The organism is Finegoldia sp. P1-F-LS (genome assembly GCF_052932205.1).
This window is the reverse complement of sequence record NZ_JBRFJH010000003.1, coordinates 20724-38726: the sequence shown is the minus strand read 5'-3', so window position 1 is coordinate 38726 and position 18003 is coordinate 20724. Positions and strand designations below refer to the sequence as shown.

General features: G+C 32.1%; 20 protein-coding genes. 16 read left to right on the top strand and 4 right to left on the bottom strand.

The features are described 5' to 3' along the window. Nucleotides 1-19: 19 nt before the first annotated feature. Both ACU68Y_RS03590 and udp read left to right on the top strand, forming a co-directional pair. A complete protein-coding gene (locus tag ACU68Y_RS03590) occupies nucleotides 20-535 on the top strand; it encodes a tryptophan transporter (protein ID WP_094202537.1) in 516 nt (171 codons plus the stop codon). 57 nt (nucleotides 536-592) lie between these two features. Further along, on the top strand, nucleotides 593-1366 hold the full coding sequence (gene udp / locus ACU68Y_RS03585) for a uridine phosphorylase (RefSeq protein WP_094202538.1): 774 nt from the start codon (nucleotides 593-595) through the stop codon (nucleotides 1364-1366). 136 nt (nucleotides 1367-1502) lie between these two features. Here udp and ACU68Y_RS03580 read toward each other — a convergent pair whose 3' ends face one another. Together ACU68Y_RS03580 and rlmB are read right to left on the bottom strand one after the other, a co-directional pair. Continuing rightward, nucleotides 1503-2036, bottom strand: coding sequence for an NYN domain-containing protein (locus tag ACU68Y_RS03580; protein ID WP_002838867.1), 534 nt, complete (start codon nucleotides 2034-2036; stop codon nucleotides 1503-1505). After that, a complete protein-coding gene (rlmB, locus tag ACU68Y_RS03575) occupies nucleotides 2026-2760 on the bottom strand; it encodes a 23S rRNA (guanosine(2251)-2'-O)-methyltransferase RlmB (protein WP_094202539.1) in 735 nt (244 codons plus the stop codon). Before rlmB ends, ACU68Y_RS03580 begins: the two co-directional genes overlap by 11 nt. An 89-nt stretch (nucleotides 2761-2849) precedes the next feature. Here rlmB and ACU68Y_RS03570 point away from each other — a divergent pair, with 89 nt between their 5' ends. Both ACU68Y_RS03570 and ACU68Y_RS03565 read left to right on the top strand, forming a co-directional pair. Beyond that, the gene (locus ACU68Y_RS03570) at nucleotides 2850-4295 is read left to right on the top strand and encodes an alpha-amylase (protein ID WP_446755330.1); all 1446 of its coding nucleotides are present in this window, start codon (nucleotides 2850-2852) and stop codon (nucleotides 4293-4295) included. Beyond that, on the top strand, nucleotides 4288-4896 hold the full coding sequence (locus tag ACU68Y_RS03565) for a ribonuclease H1 domain-containing protein (protein ID WP_094202541.1): 609 nt from the start codon (nucleotides 4288-4290) through the stop codon (nucleotides 4894-4896). The genes ACU68Y_RS03570 and ACU68Y_RS03565 overlap by 8 nt, the downstream gene beginning before the upstream one ends. Before the next feature lie 111 nt (nucleotides 4897-5007). Here ACU68Y_RS03565 and ACU68Y_RS03560 read toward each other — a convergent pair whose 3' ends face one another. Then, entirely contained in the window at nucleotides 5008-6252 is a 1245-nt protein-coding gene (locus ACU68Y_RS03560; protein WP_316517288.1) for a hemolysin family protein, read from the bottom strand. 184 nt (nucleotides 6253-6436) lie between these two features. Here ACU68Y_RS03560 and ACU68Y_RS03555 point away from each other — a divergent pair, with 184 nt between their 5' ends. Beyond that, nucleotides 6437-6955 (top strand): adenine phosphoribosyltransferase, encoded by a 519-nt coding sequence (locus ACU68Y_RS03555; protein WP_154274036.1) that lies wholly within the window; start codon nucleotides 6437-6439, stop codon nucleotides 6953-6955. Between the two features lie 80 nt (nucleotides 6956-7035). Here the strand turns inward: ACU68Y_RS03555 and ACU68Y_RS03550 are convergent, their stop codons facing one another. Continuing rightward, complete coding sequence (locus ACU68Y_RS03550; RefSeq protein ID WP_002838859.1) at nucleotides 7036-8484, bottom strand: nicotinate phosphoribosyltransferase; 1449 nt, start codon at nucleotides 8482-8484, stop codon at nucleotides 7036-7038. 115 nt (nucleotides 8485-8599) lie between these two features. On the opposite strand from ACU68Y_RS03550, the gene ACU68Y_RS03545 reads away from it, so the two are divergent. The 11 genes from ACU68Y_RS03545 (at nucleotide 8600) to ACU68Y_RS03495 (ending at nucleotide 17940) form a co-directional block, all read left to right on the top strand. Next, nucleotides 8600-10942: a heavy metal translocating P-type ATPase gene (locus ACU68Y_RS03545; RefSeq protein WP_446755329.1), complete on the top strand. Its 2343-nt coding sequence runs from the start codon at nucleotides 8600-8602 to the stop codon at nucleotides 10940-10942. Continuing rightward, nucleotides 10942-11142 (top strand): heavy-metal-associated domain-containing protein, encoded by a 201-nt coding sequence (locus ACU68Y_RS03540; protein WP_012290379.1) that lies wholly within the window; start codon nucleotides 10942-10944, stop codon nucleotides 11140-11142. The genes ACU68Y_RS03545 and ACU68Y_RS03540 overlap by 1 nt, the downstream gene beginning before the upstream one ends. Next, nucleotides 11142-11405 (top strand): metal-sensing transcriptional repressor, encoded by a 264-nt coding sequence (locus ACU68Y_RS03535; RefSeq protein ID WP_012290380.1) that lies wholly within the window; start codon nucleotides 11142-11144, stop codon nucleotides 11403-11405. Before ACU68Y_RS03540 ends, ACU68Y_RS03535 begins: the two co-directional genes overlap by 1 nt. Before the next feature lie 150 nt (nucleotides 11406-11555). After that, a complete protein-coding gene (hpf, locus tag ACU68Y_RS03530) occupies nucleotides 11556-12095 on the top strand; it encodes a ribosome hibernation-promoting factor, HPF/YfiA family (protein ID WP_012290381.1) in 540 nt (179 codons plus the stop codon). A 69-nt stretch (nucleotides 12096-12164) separates the two neighbouring features. Next, on the top strand, nucleotides 12165-12428 hold the full coding sequence (locus ACU68Y_RS03525) for a hypothetical protein (RefSeq protein ID WP_446755328.1): 264 nt from the start codon (nucleotides 12165-12167) through the stop codon (nucleotides 12426-12428). Nucleotides 12429-12437: 9 nt separating this feature from the next. Continuing rightward, nucleotides 12438-13142 (top strand): purine-nucleoside phosphorylase, encoded by a 705-nt coding sequence (gene deoD / locus ACU68Y_RS03520; protein ID WP_002835475.1) that lies wholly within the window; start codon nucleotides 12438-12440, stop codon nucleotides 13140-13142. A gap of 1 nt (nucleotide 13143) precedes the next feature. Continuing rightward, nucleotides 13144-13785, top strand: coding sequence for a deoxyribose-phosphate aldolase (gene deoC / locus ACU68Y_RS03515; protein WP_446755327.1), 642 nt, complete (start codon nucleotides 13144-13146; stop codon nucleotides 13783-13785). A gap of 48 nt (nucleotides 13786-13833) precedes the next feature. Then, the gene (locus ACU68Y_RS03510; protein WP_002840508.1) at nucleotides 13834-14625 is read left to right on the top strand and encodes a PHP domain-containing protein; all 792 of its coding nucleotides are present in this window, start codon (nucleotides 13834-13836) and stop codon (nucleotides 14623-14625) included. Next, nucleotides 14625-15566: a 2-hydroxyacid dehydrogenase family protein gene (locus tag ACU68Y_RS03505; protein WP_002840573.1), complete on the top strand. Its 942-nt coding sequence runs from the start codon at nucleotides 14625-14627 to the stop codon at nucleotides 15564-15566. Before ACU68Y_RS03510 ends, ACU68Y_RS03505 begins: the two co-directional genes overlap by 1 nt. 59 nt (nucleotides 15567-15625) lie before the next feature. Next, entirely contained in the window at nucleotides 15626-16918 is a 1293-nt protein-coding gene (locus ACU68Y_RS03500) for a hypothetical protein (protein ID WP_002838777.1), read from the top strand. 2 nt (nucleotides 16919-16920) lie between these two features. Continuing rightward, nucleotides 16921-17940, top strand: coding sequence for a YveK family protein (locus tag ACU68Y_RS03495; protein ID WP_316449150.1), 1020 nt, complete (start codon nucleotides 16921-16923; stop codon nucleotides 17938-17940). Nucleotides 17941-18003: the final 63 nt, after the last annotated feature.

The following is an 18003-nucleotide window of genomic DNA, read 5'->3' as shown; positions in this document are numbered from 1 at the left end:
AAAAAGAAAGGAAGATATTATGGATTCAAAAAAAATAACAGTAAGTTCTATATTTTTAAGTGTAGGATTATTGCTTCATTACGTTACGCCTGCGTTGTTTATGGGAGTTAAACCAGATTTTTTACTAGTAATGATGTTTCTTGGAATATTATTCATGGATGATGTTAAGGAAGCTTTTGTGTTGAGTTTGTTTGCTGGAGGGCTTGCAGCATTTACAACAAGTTTTCCTATGGGACAACTTCCAAATATAATAGACAAATTAGTTTCTGGAATTATCGCATTTTATTTGTTCAAATTAATGGGAAAAAACAACAGAAAATCTAATTTGATATTTGCGATTGGAACTTTGATAAGTGGATTTGTTTTCTTATCACTTGCAATTCCTATGGGAATGGGTACAGAAAACTTTTCAAATCTACTAACTTCAATGTTTGTTGCAGTATGTTTGCCAACTTCAATTTTAAATACAATTGTAGGAATTTTCTTCAAAAAATTAATTTATCGCACAAATTACGTCAAAATCAACGCTGAATAATGATATTTATCTAAAATTAGTATATACTAATAATATAGATAAAAATGAGGTGATTTTATGAAATACGCAGAGGAAGGCGTTCAATATCATTTGAATATTAAAAGTGGAGATGTGGGTAAGTATGTTATACTACCTGGAGATCCAAAAAGATGCGAAAAAATTGCAAAATATTTTGATGACGCAAAATTAGTAGCAGATCACAGAGAATATGTAACTTACACTGGAACTTTAAATGGAGAAAAAGTATCCGTAACAAGCACTGGAATCGGAGGTCCTTCTGCAGCAATTGCGATGGAAGAACTTGTCAAAGCAGGTGCAGATACTTTTATAAGAGTTGGAACTTGTGGTGGAATTCAAGAAGATGTCAAAAGTTCTGATGTAGTTATAGCAAATTCTGCGATAAGAGCTGAAGGGACTACGAAGGAATACGCTCCGATAGAATTTCCAGCAGTCGCAAATTTAGATGTGACAAATTCTTTGGTAAAAGCTTCGAAAAATTTGGGACATAATTATCACGTTGGAGTTGTTCAATGTAAAGACAGCTTCTACGGTCAACATGAACCAGAAAAAATGCCTGTGTCTTACGATTTGTTAAACAAATGGGAAGCTTGGAAAAGGCTTGGAACATTGGCAAGCGAGATGGAATCTGCAGCACTTTTTGTAGTTGCAAGTTATCTTCATGTTAGATGTGGATCTTGTTTTTTGGTTGTAGCAAATCAAGAACGTGAGAAGAAACACTTGGATAATCCTGTGTGCCACGACACTGATGTAGCCATTAAAGTTGCAATAGAAGCAATCAAAAATTTAATAGAAGAAGATAAACAAAAATAAATGTCGAAATTATGATTTTAAAATTTTGACAAATAAAATTCAAGGTGATATAATAAAAACAGTTAATAACGTTTTCATTTTATCCATTTTAAATGGGTATCTCCTTATGTTAAAAAATAAAACTAGGCCATGTGACCTAGTTTTGTTTTTTTAATTCATCTTGAAGTTTTTCTAATTGTTCATATACTTCATTATCTATTGTAACAATGTTTTCGCTAGATTGTTTTCTTCTTTTAAGCTTAGATCTTCTGAGGTTTTCTTTCAATGTAAGATAATTTTTCCAAAGTTCATTGGCACTAATTCTGATTCCTCCACGGGATAAAATAATTCTTTGAATCATTCCATCGTTGCTTGCGACATACATTTTGTCGTGTTTTTTCATATCGTTGACTTTTCTTTCAATGTATCTGTCAGCAGATTCGTGTTCTTTTGTGTAAACAACTGTCAAATTATCGCGTTTTTCTTCAATACTCATTCCACCTTTTACAAGATAAGCATCAAACACTACATAAACTTGTTCGCCGCTTAAATTTTGATATTCTTTCATTATATCAATCAATTCTTCACGAGCACTATCCAAGTCCACATCATTTGATAATTTGTACAGATTCGGCCAAGCGTTAATTATATTATAACCATCGACATAAAGATAAATCTGTTTATTTTTCATACCTTTGGCGTATGATTTCGTAAATTAGAATGCTCGCAGCATTTGATGCGTTGAGTGATTCTGTTTTTCCGTACATAGGGATTTTAATTAACTGATCGCAGTTTTCTCTGACTAATCTTGAAATTCCTTTGCCTTCATTTCCGATTACAAGACCGATAGGTCCTTTCAAGTTAGCTTGTGTATGAGTTTTTGAAGCTTCTCCACAAGCTCCGTAAATCCATATGTTATGTTCTTTTAAATAATTAATTGTCGTGGTTATATTTGTAACTCTAGCGATTTTGATATTGAAAACAGCTCCTGCGCTTGTTTTGATTGCAGTAGCATTGACTTCACATGCACGATGTTTTGGAATTATCACTCCGTGGCATCCAGCAACTTCTGCAGTTCTGATGATAGATCCCAAATTGTGAGGATCTGTTATTTCGTCCAAAATTATCAAAAACGGATCTTCATTTCTTTTTTTGGCGTAAATAATCATTTCATCTACATTTGAATAACCGAAACTTGGCATTTTTGCCATAACACCTTGATGAGCAGTATTCTCTGCGAATTTTTCGATGTATTTTTTATCGACGTATTCGACTTTTATTCCCATATCGTAAGCTTTTTTTTCTATTTTTTTAATAAATCCTTTTAATTCGCCTTTTTGTATGTATAGATTGGTTACTCCCATATCCATTTCCAAAGCTTCCATAACAGGATTTCTACCGACTAAATATTGCATTTATTCTCCTTATTCTTAACATTTTAATGTTATAATCTTATTAGATTATACAATATAAAGCAATTTGTTACAATTAATAGGAGGAACAAATGGGAAACGAAATAATGATGCAAGCTTTTGAATGGTACTTGCCTGATGACGGAAATTATTATAAAAATTTGGCAAAAGAAGCAAAGAATTTAAAGGAAAAAGGTATTGATGCATTGTGGCTTGCACCGATGTTTAAAGCAACGGGAACTAATGATGTTGGCTACGGAGTGTATGATTTGTACGATTTGGGAGAATTTGATCAGAAAGGATCTGTGCGTACAAAATACGGGACTGTAGAAGAATTAAAAAAATTAATTGAAGTTTTGCACGAAAATGATATAAAAGTTTATGCAGATGTAATTCTTAATCACAAAGCTGGAGCTGATTTCTCGGAAACTTTCAAGGCATACGAAGTAGATCCTAACGACAGGACGAAAAGAATTAGTGATGCCTATGATATTGAGGGATGGACTGGGTTTGATTTCAAAGGTAGAAATGGAAAATACTCTGATTTTGTGTGGCATTTTCAACATTTCAATGGAGTTGATTTTGATAATAAACAAAATAAGAAAGCTATTTTTGAAATCGCTGGAGAGAATAAAGGATTTAGCGATAGCGTTTCCAATGAAAAAGGAAATTTCGATTATCTAATGTTCGCAGATATAGACCACAAAAATCCTGATGTACGAGATGAACTTTTTAGATGGGGAGAATGGTTTGTAAATTATGTTAATGTTGACGGTTTCAGATACGATGCGCTCAAACACATTGACGATCAATTCATAATTGATTTTACAAAACATATACAAAATGTTGTGAATCGCGATTTTTATTTTTTCGGTGAATATTGGCTACAAGATAAGGACAATACTAATCATTATTTGTATGATACGAAATACAATTTGGATTTATTCGATGTGGCACTTCATTTTAATATGTATTCTGCATCGAAAAATGGCAATCAGTTTGATATGAGAAAATTTTTTGACAATACTTTGGTTCAAGAACATCCTACTATTGCAGTTACATTTGTGGATAATCATGATAGCGAACCTGGCCAATCATTGGAATCATTTGTTGAACCATGGTTCAAAAAGATTGCATACGGCTTGATTCTTTTAAGAAAGGACGGATATCCTTGTGTATTTTATGGTGATTATTGTAAAATAGGTGGAGAATATAATATCGAAGGACAAAAGGATATTATCGATAACTTGATGTACATCAGAAAACACTATGCTTTTGGAGATCAAACAGATTATATGGAAAGTGAAAATTTGATAGGCTGGATTAGACACGGAGATGATTTTCACAATCCAATGGCTGTTGTAATCAGTACGGGTGACATCAATACTTTGAGAATGGATGTAGGAAAGGAAAATGCAGGTAAAAAGTATACGGAAATCACTGGAACAAATTCTAATGAAATTGTAATCGATGATGATGGATTTGGAGATTTTGAAGTGGGAGCTGGAACTTTGAGCGTGTGGGTATGTAATGAGTAAATTTTATGCAGTTAAAATAGGGAGAAATCCTGGTATATACAATAGTTGGGCTGAATGCCAAGAGCAAGTAAATGGTTTTAAGGGAGCGATTTACAAATCTTTTAAAACAAAAGAAGAGGCAGATAATTTTATCGAAGGAGAAGATAATAAAAAAGTAGCGTCAATTGATAACTTAAGCGGAAATGAGTGTGTGGCTTATGTAGATGGATCGTTCAAAAAAGATACAGGAGAATATAGTTTTGGTTGCGTGTTGTTTCATAATGGGAAAATCGACAAATTCAATAAAAAATATCCTCAATCAGAATATTCAACTCACAGAAATGTATCTGGAGAAGTAAGTGGGTCGGTATTTGCAATTAAAAAAGCAGTCGAACTTAAAATGAACAAAATCACGATTTTTTATGATTATCAAGGAATTGAAAGCTGGGCTAATGGAGATTGGAAAACAAACAATAATTTAACTAGAAATTACAAGAAATTTATCGACGAAATAAAATCTCACATTGACATAAATTTCGTAAAAGTCAAAGGTCACTCCAACGACACTTATAACGATATGGCTGATGAATTGGCAAAACAAGCGTTGGGAATAGGGAAATAATAAAGTATTTAAAAAAATAAAGTAGATTATATTTTTAGCAAAAATGTAATCTACTTTTTTAATTAGAAATTTTCCCATAAAAAAACTCTCACGAATTCTCGTGAGAGCAAATTATTTGAATATTATCATAAGTTGTGTGATTTTTCTCTTATCAACATTAACTACGATGAATTTCAAGTTTTCAAATTCAACTTCGTCTTTTGATTTTGGCATTCTGTCCAATAGTTCAATTACAAATCCACCAATTGAATCGAATTTCTCACTTTGAAGATTGAGGTCAAATCTTTCGTTTACTTCATCAATTCTCATTTCAGGATCGACTAAATATTCGTTGTCGTTAATTTTAGTGACTTCTTTTTCGTTGTCGTATTCATCATCGATTTCTCCGACAAGTTCTTCCAAGATATCTTCCATTGTTACCAGTCCACTTGTTCCACCATATTCATCAATGATGATACTGATGGAAATATTTTTAGCTCTCATTTGTTTGAACAAATCCACCACTGGAATGTATTCGTAAGCATAAAATGCCGGTTTTAGAATGTCTCTGATTTTAAAATCGTGGTTATCCTCGATGATTTTGTGAGCCAATTCTTTAATATGAAGAACGCCTATAATATCGTCGATGTTATCTTCATAAACAGGAATTCTTGAATAAGTAATATTTTTGATTATTTCTCTCAAATCATTTTCTGCATCTTCAATATCTACTGAAGCCATGCTGGTTCTAGGTGTCATAATGTCAACGGCTAAAGTTTCCTTTAATTCCAACGCATTAATCATGATTTCAGTTTCTTGATCTTTGAGAACACCTTCTTCTTCACTTACTTCCACCAAAGTTTTTAATTCTTCTTCGGTTAATGTAGAGCTGTCTCCATTATCTCCAATGAAAATTTTTATTACCAAACGAGTTAGTAAATTTAACACTTTTACAATTGGTTTGAAAATTATCGTTAATAAATATATAAATCTGGAAAATTTCAACGCTACAGATTTGTTTTTGTATTGGGCGATAGTTTTTGGTAAAACTTCACCGAAAATCAACACGAAAACAGTCATTACAACTGTTGATACCAAAGCTCCGTTTTGATGAAAAATATTTGTGAATAAAATTGTAGCTATAGAACTCGCAGCGATATTTACAATGTTGTTACCAATTAAAATAGTAGATATGGTAGCTTGCATATTATCGTGCAATTTCTTCAGTAAATGTGCATTTTTGTTATCCTTTTGGTCTAATTGTCGAACTTTTATTTTGCTTACAGATGTTATCGCTGTTTCACTAGATGAAAAAACAGCTGACATTGCAACCAAGAACACTAACGCAATTATTTGCGAGGTACTCGAACTGTCCATTACATCACTCTCCAATGATATCGTAACATATAAAAATATAGTTGTAAATATAATACTTTGCTAAAATTTTTCAATAAAAATTAAAATGATTTGCAAAACTAAAGAAGATTTAACAACAAACAAATCTCACAATATGGTATACTATATATGTAGATAATACAGTAAAAAAGAAACGGTGATAAAAATGGATTTAAAAGAAAAAATAAGAGTTATAGATGGATTTCCAAAAGAAGGAATTTCATTCAAAGATATTACTACATTATTAAACGACAAAGATGCATACAAATACGCAGTAGATCTTATGGTAGATGATTTAAAAGATAAAGGTATTACCGCAATAGCAGCTCCAGAAGCTAGGGGATTTTTATTTGGATCAGCTGTTGCATATGCTCTTGGAGTTAGATTTATTCCAGTAAGAAAACCTGGAAAGCTTCCTGGTGAAGTTTCAGAATATTCTTATGATTTGGAATATGGTACTGACAAGTTAGAAGTTCACAGAGATGCAATTAAAAAAGATGACAAGGTTGCTATCGTTGACGATTTATTGGCAACAGGTGGTACTGTGAATGCAGTAGCTAAGTTAATTGAAAAAAACGGCGGCGAAATCACTGCTATGGAATTTTTGATTGAACTTACTGAACTTGGCGGAAGAGATATCAACAAAAATTATTACATCAACACTTTAGTACAATACGAATCATAAAATTATATCCACATGATAAGCATGTGGATTTTTTATTAAAAAAAAACACAACCTTTGATTAAAAGGTTGTGCTAGATTGATTATTTGCTTTGCATTAATAAATTGTATTTAATATCCCATAATTTTTGTGACAAATCCACATGGAATAAATGAGGATGCTCAAATCTTTTTACTTCTTCCCACTGTTCGTTTATTTGTTCATTTTTTCTTTCGATTATTTTATCCAATTTTGGAAGATCATAAACCAATTCTCCCTTGTCGAATATTCTAACCAACAATTCTTTAGTTGTGAAGTTGGTCAATGTTTTTCTCTTCCAAGTGTGAACAGGGTGGAAGATTTCCAATTCTTTTGATTCGTCAATTTTTTCATCGTGAAGAGTTATCAAATCAGCCTCTGCTTTTCCGCTATTTTTGTCGTAAATTCTGTAAACTGTCTTAAAGGCAGGAGTTGTAATTTTTTCGATATTTTCACTAATTTTAATTTTTGGAATGATTTCTCCATTAGGTTTTTCAACTGCGCATAATTTGTACACGCCACCTAAAACTGGATCTGATTTTGCAGTGATTAATCTTTCGCCAACTCCAAATCCATCTAGTTTTGCTCCTTGTTCAATTAAATCAGAAATTGTGTATTCATCTAATGAATTACTTGCCATGATTTTGCAATTTTCATATCCTGCAGCATCCAACATTTTACGGGCTTGTTTTGATAAATAAGCAAGGTCTCCACTGTCAATTCTAATTGACATATTTTTAATTCCACGAGGTTTCAAAACTTCATCGAAAACCTTGATTGCATTTGGCACACCTGATTTTAAAACATTGTAAGTATCCACTAAAAGTGAACAAGAATTAGGGAATGTTTCGGCGTATTTTTTGAATGCTTCGTATTCTGAATCAAACATCATAATCCATGAGTGAGCCATTGTTCCAAAAGCAGGTACATCGTAAGTGATGTCTGTCAAAGTATTGCTTGTAGCAGTAGCACCACCTATGAAAGCTGCTCTTGCACCTAGAACTGTAGCATCCACACCTTGTGCACGTCTTGCACCAAATTCCATCACAACTCTTCCTTCAGCTGCATGAACTATTCTATTCGTTTTAGTTGCAATCAATGATTGATGATTGATTGATAAAAGTGCAAAAGTTTCTATTAATTGCGCTTGTGGAGCAGGACCACGAACTATCATTAATGGTTCGTTAGGAAATGCAACTGAACCTTCAGGCATTGCCCACACATCGCATTCAAATTTGAAATTTCTAAGATAATCTAAGAATTTTTCGCTGAACATATTTTTGCTCTTGAAATATTCGATATCTTTTTCGTCAAATTTTAAATTTTGAATATATTTTACTACTTCTTCTAATCCTGCAACGATAACAAAACCTCCGTTGTCTGGAATCCTTCTAAAATACAAATCAAAATAAGCATATTCATTTTCCATATTATTTTCCAAATATCCATTCATCATTGTAAATTCGTAAAAATCAGATAACATGCTTAAATTTTCATAATTTTTCCAATCCATAATCTGCCTCCATATTTCATTACGATAATTATAATCCAAATTTTAATCTTTGACAAAAAGTTTTAAATATTATATAATAACCATATCACCGGTAGGGGGGTAGAAAGGAGAAAAAATGGAAGAAATAAAATTAAAAATACAAGGCATGAGCTGTGAATCATGTGCGGCTAGAATAGAAAAAGTTTTAAGTAAATACGAATATATCGACACAGTTAATGTGAACTTGCTTCAAGAATATGCATATTTGAAATTAAAAGAAGGATACGATATAGAAACTATCGTAGACAAAATAAAAAAAGCTGGATATGATGTTCCTGTGAAGACATCGAAGTTTGATATCGAGGGAATGAGTTGTCAGTCATGTGCATCTAGAATTGAAAAAGTTTTGAACAAAAATAATTTCAAAGATGTTAACGTGAATTTGTTGCAAAACTCACTTACAGTAAGTTTTTATGAAGGATACAAGACCAATTCTGATGTAAAAAGATTAGTTGAAAAAGCAGGATTTTCTGCAGAAATAAAAACAGACAATAAAATAGCTAACGAAAAAAATATAACTGAATACGAAAAATTGAAACGAGATTTTATAATTTCAGCGATTTTTTCAATTCCATTGTTTTCAGCGATGTTTTTTCATATGGCAGGAGTTCACACAATTTTAAGTAACGGATATTTTCAATGGGCGTTGGCAACTGTTGTTCAATTCTACATTGGAAGAAGATATTATGTGAATGCGTACAAATCATTAAGAGGTGGAGGAGCTAACATGGATGTTCTCATTGCTTTGGGAACAAGTGCGGCTTATTTCTATTCGATTTATCACGTATTAATAGGATCTGACCAATTGTATTTTGAATCATCAGCTGTTGTTATTACATTGATTTTACTTGGCAAACTTTTCGAAAAAAGAGCGAAGACTAGAACTACTGATGCTATAAGTAAATTAATGGGACTCCAAGCGAAAAAAGCTAACGTAATAAAAAATGGGCAAACTATTGAAACTGATATTGAAGATGTAATGGTTGGAGATAAAATTCTCGTAAAACCAGGAGAAAAAATTGCCGTCGATGGAATAATAGTAGAGGGGAGTTCTTCAGTTGATGAATCAATGATTACTGGAGAATCGATGCCTGTAAAAAAACAAGTTGGAGATGAATGTATTGGCTCTACGATTAATAAAAATGGATCATTTGTATTTGAAGCGAAAAAAATTGGCGAAGATACAGTTCTTAGTCAAATCGTAAAATTAGTCGAAGATGCACAATCCAACAAAGCGCCAATTCAGAGATTAGCAGACAAGATTTCATCTGTTTTTGTACCCATTGTTATTGCAATCGCTGCTTTAACATTTGTCATCACTTATTTTGTGACAAAACAATTTGACAGAGCGTTACTAAATTCAGTTTCAGTTCTTGTAATAGCGTGCCCTTGTTCATTGGGACTTGCGACTCCTACAGCTATTATGGTAGGAAGTGGCAAAGGCGCAGAGCTTGGAATTTTAATAAAAAGTGCAGAAGTTTTGGAAACTGCAAACAAAATCGATGCAGTTATCTTGGATAAAACAGGAACAATAACAAATGGTAAGCCAGAAGTTGTAGATTACAAATCAGAAGATGCGGATTTCTTAAAAGTTGTTTCATCAATTGAAAAAAGCTCGGAACATCCACTAGCAGATGCAGTAGTTAAGGAATACGAAAAAAATAGTTCAGATTTTTATAAGGTAGAAGATTTCCATTCAATAACTGGAAAAGGACTTTCAGCAAGAATAAACGATGATGAATATTTCATAGGCAATGAAAAATTGATGAAGGAAAATAATATTGATGTCAATGTAGATATTCAAAAATATCAATCTCAAGGAAATACAGTTGTACTTGTTGGAAAAAATGATAAATTTTACGGATATATTTTGATTGCAGATAAAATAAAAGAATCTTCACCAAAAGCCGTTGCAAAATTAAAAGACGATAATATCGATGTATATATGATAACTGGTGACAGCGAAAATACTGCAAAACATATCGCAGAAAAAGCAAACATCGACCATGTTATTGCAGAATGTTTGCCAAAAGACAAATCAGATAAATTGTTGGATTTGAAAAATCAAGGCAAAAAAGTTGGAATGGTTGGAGATGGGATAAACGATGCACCAGCGTTAGCGGCAAGTGATGTCGGATTTTCGATAGGAACTGGTACTGATGTTGCGATTGAGGCGAGTGACATCACAATTATAAATGGAGATTTGAATAAAGTTCATACTGCGATTAGATTAAGTCACAGAGTAATAAAAACGATAAAACAAAATTTATTCTGGGCGTTTTTCTACAATGTTATTGGAATTCCGATTGCTGCATTTGGATTTTTGAATCCAATGATAGCAGGTGCTGCAATGGCGTTCAGTTCGGTAACTGTAGTTACAAATTCGTTGAGAATTAAAAATTTTAAGGAGGAAAAATAATGAAAAAAGAATTTGAAGTATTGGATATGGTGTGCAATCATTGCGTAGAATCAGTGACGAAAGCTTGTAAATCTGTCGATGGAGTTACAGATGTAAATGTAATTTTGGAAGAAAAGAAAGCTGTAGTAGAAGGAGATTTCAACGAAGCAGATATCATCAAAGCAATCGATGAAATTGGTTTTGAGGCTACTTTGAAATAATGACAGAACACAAACAAAAAGCTCTCAAGAAAATCAAAACGGTTCGTGGACAACTCGATGCAATCGTAAATATGATTGAAGAGGACAGGTATTGCGTAGATATTTCCACTCAGATTTTAAGTTGCATTGGTCAATTGAAAAAAGCTAACATTGATATTTTGAATGGACACTTGAGAACATGCGTCAAACATGCAATCGAAAATGATAATGCAGACGAAAAAATCGAAGAGGTAATCAACATTATCGACAAATATATCAAATAGAAGAAAACTTCCTCACAGCAAATGAAAATTTGCAGGGGAAGTTTTTTATTATTTATTAATGATTAGTATCGTTTGCAAAAATGTAAATTGGGTATATATAGAATAAGAAAATAAGAAATTATTTCTTAATTCATAAACAGGAGGAATTTTATGAAACTTAATTATGTAACAAAAGATATCAAATTGACTGATGATTTGAAACAAATGGCAGAATCTAAATTACACAAATTAGATAAATATTTCCATGACGAACAACAAGCTCGTGTAGTATTCAAAAAAGAAAAAGACAAAGCGAGAGTTGAAGTCACTATGATTTTAGATAAAGGAGTTGTTTTAAGAGCAGAGGAATCCAACGAAGATATTAAAACAGCTATCGATAAAGTTGAAGATGCACTAGCAAGACAAGTAAGAAAACACAAAACAAAATTGCAAAAGAGATTTACAGAAAGTAATTCTATAAGATTTGAAGCTGTAGAAGAAAATAGCGCAAAAGAAATTCCAACAGGTTCAATAGTAAAGACAAAAGAATTCGGAATCAAACCAATGGACAAGGAAGAAGCTATCATGCAAATGGAATTAATCGATCATGATTTCTTCGTATTCTTGGATTCAAAAACAAACAATGTAAATGTTGTTTATAAGAGAAATGATGGCAACTACGGATTGTTAGTTCCTGGATTTGAAAAATAGCAAAAATGTTCAAATTGATGATATAATAAGAGAGAAATAAGATTTCTCTCTTATTTGATTTGAGAGAATATGAAAATAGAATTAAGTGAAAAATTAAAAGCGTATTGCAATCAAAAATCCAAGCACAAAATTTTGTTGTATATGGGACAAAGTCCATGTTGTACAATTGCAGAAGCTAAATACTACGCAAAATTTATTTCAAAATCACCACAATTGAAAGAGGTGAATATTGATGGGATTAGCGTGTATTATGAAGCTTACATTGAAAAATACTTGGATGATTGTCAATTAGATTTGGTAAAATTTTTGAATATGATTATAGTAAATTATTAGGAGGTTATTATGTCAACACCACATATCGAAGCGAAAAAAGGAGATATCGCAAAAACAGTTTTATTGCCAGGAGATCCATTGAGAGCGAAATTTATCGCAGATAATTTCTTGGAAGATGTTAAACAATTCAACGCAGTTAGAAATATGTTCGGATATACTGGAAAATATAAAGGTAAAGAAATTTCTGTTATGGGAACTGGAATGGGAATACCATCTATAGGAATTTATTCTTATGAACTTATCAACGAATACGGAGTTGAAAATCTTATCAGAATCGGTTCAGCAGGAGCTTACAGCAAAGATTTGGATTTATATGATGTTGTAATAGCAATGGGAAGTTGTTCAGATTCAAATTTTGCTCACCAATTCGATTTGGAAGGAACTTTTTCAGCGATTTGCGATTACGATTTGTTGAGAAAGGCAGTAAATGTTGCAGAAGAAAAAAACATCGACGTTCACGTTGGAAATGTATTCTCAGCAGATATTTTCTACAACCAAAAATCTGAAGAATGGAAAAAATGGGAAAAAATGGGCGTATTAGCAGTTGAAATGGAAAGCTACGGATTGTATTTGACAGCAAAGGCAAACAATGCAAGAGCTTTGACTATTTTGACAATTTCCGACTCATTCCATTCAGACAAGCAAACTACTCCTGAAGAAAGACAAACATCATTCACAAAAATGATGGAAATCGCATTGGAATTAGGTGAATAATATGGAATTAAATAAATATATCGATCACACTTTATTAAAAGCTGATGCAACATCAGCTGATATCAAAAAAATCTGTGATGAAGCAATAAAATACGATTTTAAAAGCGTGTGCGTAAATTCTTGTTACACACCTTTGGTTAAAAAATCTTTGGAAAATTCAAGCGTTTTGGTGTGCACTGTTGTGGGATTTCCACTTGGAGCAATGAGCATCAAATCAAAAGCTTTTGAAGCGAAGACGGCAATCGAAGATGGAGCAGATGAAATCGACATGGTTATTAATATTGGCAAATTAAAAGAACAAGATTATGATTATGTTGAAAAAGATATCCAAGCAGTAAGAGATGCTACAAAAGGAAAAGTTTTGAAAGTAATCATCGAAACTTGTTTATTAACTGATGAAGAAAAGAAAAAAGCTTGCGAAATTTCCGTAAAATGCGGCGCTGATTTCGTGAAGACTTCTACAGGTTTTTCAACAGGTGGAGCAAAAGTAGAAGATGTAAAACTTATGAAAGATACTGTCGCAGACAAAGCAATGGTAAAAGCAAGTGGCGGCATTCATTCTAGAGAAGAAGCATTAGCAATGATAGAAAATGGTGCAGATAGAATCGGAGCATCAAGCGGTATTAAAATAGTAGAAGGATAATTGTAAAGATGCTAAATTTAGCATCTTTTCATTAATTTAAGGAGTAATATGTATTATAGAGATCAACATTGTCACACAGAATTTTCATTTGATAGTAAAGAAAAATTCGAAAATTATTTGAAACTTGTAAAAGGTGACATCGTCACAACGGAACACTTGGATTATGGATTTACCTATAACGATGGTAGAGTTGAGGATGTGGATATAGATTACGATAAATACGTAAAAGTAATTGCAGAGCACAACGAAAAAAGTTCACAAAAAATTTTAAAAGGAATAGAAATAGGATACACTGCCCCAAATTTGGATAAAATTATAAAAAAAGTGAGCAGTAGATATTACGATATTCAACTTCTATCGGTTCATCAATACGATGGCAAAGATTTTATGAATCCGAAACCAGAAGATTATTCTCAAAGGGAATTTCTTGTAAAATATTATGAAAAAATGGTAGAAGCAATGAAGAATTTCAAAGATTTTGATGTTCTAACTCACATTGATTACGCTTTAAGGCTTAACAGATTGGATCCAAAAAATATGGACATTGTAGATGAATATTTGACGAAAGTTTTTGCTGAACTTATTAATGATGAAAAAGCGTTGGAGCTTAATACGAGAAGTGTATACCAATACAATAACCTGGACTATTACACATTTGCGATTAAAAAATACATTAAAATGAAAGGCAAATTATTCTCAGTTGGTAGTGATGCTCATTTTGAAAGTTATTACAGATATCACTTTGATGATGCATTCAAATTATTAAAAAGCGTAGATGCAAAATATTTGGCGATGTTTGAAAATAGAAAAATGACGACAATAAAATTGGAGGACATGTAATGAAAGTTTTGATTACAAATAGAATTCCAGACGAAATTATAAAAAAATACAAAGAAAATTTTGAAGTAGATTACAATGATAGCTTGGAATTTTTGTCAAAAGAAGAATTGAAAACTAGAATAAAAGATGCAGAAGCATTGGTGTGTCCTTTGAGCGAAAAAATCGATTCAGAAATTATCGATGCGGCGAATAATTTGAAAATAATCGCAAATTACGGAGCTGGATTTGATAATGTGGATATTAATTACGCAAAAGAAAAAGGAATAATTGTAACAAATGCGCCCGCATCTGCATCTACAAAATCAACTGCAGAATTAACTTTTGGTTTAATTATAGATTTGCTTAGAAATATCACGAAGATGAATTCTGATTGTTATGATGACTCTTTTGAAGGGTGGAAACCTGTGTATGGTTTGGGAGAAACTTTGGAAGGAAAGACTTTGGGAATAATTGGACTCGGAAGAATTGGAACTGAAGTTATGAGAAAAGCAAAAGCATTTGACATGGATGTTATTTTCTACAATCGCAGCAAAAAAGAAGTTGAAGGGGCAAAGCAAGTAGATTTAGATTTTCTTTTAGAAAATAGTGACATTATAACTTTACACACTGCTTATAGCGACGAATTACATCATTTAATAGATGCAAAAGCATTATCAAAAATGAAAAAAACCGCTTTTTTAATCAACGCATCTCGTGGCAAAGTTATTAGCGAACAAGATTTGATAGATGCATTAAACGACGGGGAAATTTCTGGTTGTGCGTTGGATGTGTACGAATTTGAACCAAAAATTTCAGAAGAATTGAGAAATTGCAAGAATATTTTGTTGGCACCTCATTTGGGAAATGCGACTAAACTTGCACGCGTTCAAATGGGAGAGTTTACTTTTGACAATATTATGCAATTTAAAAACGGAGAAATCCCTAAAAATAAAGTAAATTAGTTTAATATCGCGTTTAATTATGGTATACTAATTGAGTAAAAAAATGAAAAGGGGAATTTATGACTGATGATATAAAAGCATTGTTCCAATCAAAAGGATTTTTTGTGTTTTTATCATTGATGTTTAAATTGTTTTTGGATTTGAGCTATTCATATGCAATAAGCCCGTTGTTTTCATACATGGGACTTGTGAACAATTTAAATATTTACAAACTGATAGAATCATATGCTTTGGTTGTGATAATGTGTTATACGATAAGGCATAAAGTAGAGAGAGTCAGCGATTTTTATCTGATGCTATTTTATGTTTTGATAATCATACCGTGTTTAAATATATATCCTTACAAGGATTTCTCCAGATTATATATGTATATGCTAATAGCATCATTTTATACTATTCAAATTTTCGCCAATTCACCGAAATTAAGATTATCTTTTTCGGATAAAAAAATCAACGAAAGTTTCATAGTTTATGCTTTTGCTCTGGTGGGAATATTAATGTTTGCTTGGATAATATTGAGAGGCGGACTTAAATATTTGAATTTCGATTTTAGAAAAGTTTACGACACTAGAAGAGAAATCGCGGAAGTAATCTTTCCTGGTCCGTTTGCATATTTTATGAACTGGTATGGTAAAATTATCAACCCAACTTTGTTGGTGTTCTGCCTTTGGGATAGAAAAAAATTAGGAACCGTAATTACATTGATTTGCCAAGTGTTTTTCTTCGGATTTACTTCACACAAATCGATGCTGTTTTATCCGGTTTTGGTAATTTTCATAGCTATCGTAAAAGGAAATAAATACACTGGAAATTTAATGACTATGGGACTAGCTGGTCTTACATTTTTGTGTTTGGCATTTTATTTAATAACAGATAATTGGCAACCTATAAGTGTAATCGTAAGGCGTGTTTTCATGGTAACTGCAGATAATCATTTCAGATATTATGATGCATTCAAAAATATTGATTTCGTGTATTTGACAGACAAATCTTGGGTATTTGGCGGAAAATTGTATCCATATAATTATCCAATCCAGGCGTTGATTTCGATGATTTATTACGGTCATCCAAACACATGGGTTAATACAGGATTTATCGCAAATGGATACGCTAACTTTGGTTTTTATGGAATGTTAATTTATTCTGCAATTACTGGTTGGTTAATTGGAATTATGGACGAAATCTCATACAAAAAAATGCCTTTATGGGTAGCTATAGCGATAACTATTGTGCCTGTGTTCAATCTTATTAGTGTAGATTTACTTACAGGACTTCTATATCACGGATTGATTATGAGCATATTTTTAATGTGGTTATTGAGTAAAAGAGATAAAAAAGTTAAGGAGATATAAACTTGGAAGAATTAAATTTAAAAGAAGCGTGGCAAGCAGTAATCAGAAAATTGCCACACATTATAATAATAATGCTTGTATGTGCATTATTAGCGAATGTTTTTAATAATGTTTTGGGAGAGGACTCTTATTCATCAAAAGTTTCAATAATGGTGGGAAGTCCAGAAGATTTTGAAAAAGAAGGAGCTGTTGTTTCCAAAGTAGATGCAATGATCAATCAACAATTGGTTTCTAATGTAGAACAATTACTTAAATCAAATGCAGTATTAGATACTGTAGCAGAAAAAGTTGGAAACGGAGTTAGCTCTTCTGATTTGAAAAAAGATTTGAAAGTAAAAAGCGTTCCATCTACATCAATCATTGAAATGGAATATTCAAGTGATAGAGAAGATGTAACTAACAAAGTATTGGATGAATCATTGAAAGCTATTACAGAATTGACTAAAAAGACAATGAAAAAAGATAACATTCAAGTGGTTGATGCACCAAATGCTAAGAAAAAAATGAAACAACTTGTAAATAAAATTGATACTGCCATTGGATTATTCTTGGGAATGTTGATTGGTTTAGCTTATGCATTTGCTTCATATTACAAAGACCCTAACATTTTCAGCAAGGAACAATTGCAAAACAAATTGGGAATTGAAACAGTTAGTGTACTTTCAAATGATTATGACGAAAATTCAAGTAGCGCTTTGAGCTTGTTGAATAGAAGAATTGATAAATTTGATAATATTGGAGTATTCAGCTTTAATCAAAATACTGCCAACTTAGCAAAAGCTTACAATTCAAATTTTGACAAGAAAATTACAGCTGTAAGCCCGATTTCAGAAAAGGTTGATCTTACAGATTTGACAACAGATATCAAAAATGCAATTGTACTTTACAAAAACGGCGATTCAAGATTGGGAGAAATCAAGAATACATTGGAAGCCATAAAATCATTGGGTATTAATCCAATTGCAGCAGTTGAAATATCCAAGTACAATTCAGACGACAAAAAATATTTACCATATGCTTAAAACCAAACGCATTAGAATGAAAATTCTGGTGCGTTTTTTAGTGTACAAAAAAAATTATTGGGT

Bases quoted from the DNA above. Each gene is read 5' to 3' on its own strand.
- ACU68Y_RS03590 (WP_094202537.1), top strand. From the start codon at position 20: ATGGATTCAAAAAAAATAACAGTAAGTTCTATATTTTTAAGTGTAGGA.
- udp (WP_094202538.1), top strand. From the start codon at position 593: ATGAAATACGCAGAGGAAGGCGTTCAATATCATTTGAATATTAAAAGT.
- ACU68Y_RS03580 (WP_002838867.1), bottom strand. From the start codon at position 2,036: ATGAAAAATAAACAGATTTATCTTTATGTCGATGGTTATAATATAATT.
- rlmB (WP_094202539.1), bottom strand. From the start codon at position 2,760: ATGCAATATTTAGTCGGTAGAAATCCTGTTATGGAAGCTTTGGAAATG.
- ACU68Y_RS03570 (WP_446755330.1), top strand. From the start codon at position 2,850: ATGGGAAACGAAATAATGATGCAAGCTTTTGAATGGTACTTGCCTGAT.
- ACU68Y_RS03565 (WP_094202541.1), top strand. From the start codon at position 4,288: ATGAGTAAATTTTATGCAGTTAAAATAGGGAGAAATCCTGGTATATAC.
- ACU68Y_RS03560 (WP_316517288.1), bottom strand. From the start codon at position 6,252: ATGGACAGTTCGAGTACCTCGCAAATAATTGCGTTAGTGTTCTTGGTT.
- ACU68Y_RS03555 (WP_154274036.1), top strand. From the start codon at position 6,437: ATGGATTTAAAAGAAAAAATAAGAGTTATAGATGGATTTCCAAAAGAA.
- ACU68Y_RS03550 (WP_002838859.1), bottom strand. From the start codon at position 8,484: ATGGATTGGAAAAATTATGAAAATTTAAGCATGTTATCTGATTTTTAC.
- ACU68Y_RS03545 (WP_446755329.1), top strand. From the start codon at position 8,600: ATGGAAGAAATAAAATTAAAAATACAAGGCATGAGCTGTGAATCATGT.
- ACU68Y_RS03540 (WP_012290379.1), top strand. From the start codon at position 10,942: ATGAAAAAAGAATTTGAAGTATTGGATATGGTGTGCAATCATTGCGTA.
- ACU68Y_RS03535 (WP_012290380.1), top strand. From the start codon at position 11,142: ATGACAGAACACAAACAAAAAGCTCTCAAGAAAATCAAAACGGTTCGT.
- hpf (WP_012290381.1), top strand. From the start codon at position 11,556: ATGAAACTTAATTATGTAACAAAAGATATCAAATTGACTGATGATTTG.
- ACU68Y_RS03525 (WP_446755328.1), top strand. From the start codon at position 12,165: ATGAAAATAGAATTAAGTGAAAAATTAAAAGCGTATTGCAATCAAAAA.
- deoD (WP_002835475.1), top strand. From the start codon at position 12,438: ATGTCAACACCACATATCGAAGCGAAAAAAGGAGATATCGCAAAAACA.
- deoC (WP_446755327.1), top strand. From the start codon at position 13,144: ATGGAATTAAATAAATATATCGATCACACTTTATTAAAAGCTGATGCA.
- ACU68Y_RS03510 (WP_002840508.1), top strand. From the start codon at position 13,834: ATGTATTATAGAGATCAACATTGTCACACAGAATTTTCATTTGATAGT.
- ACU68Y_RS03505 (WP_002840573.1), top strand. From the start codon at position 14,625: ATGAAAGTTTTGATTACAAATAGAATTCCAGACGAAATTATAAAAAAA.
- ACU68Y_RS03500 (WP_002838777.1), top strand. From the start codon at position 15,626: ATGACTGATGATATAAAAGCATTGTTCCAATCAAAAGGATTTTTTGTG.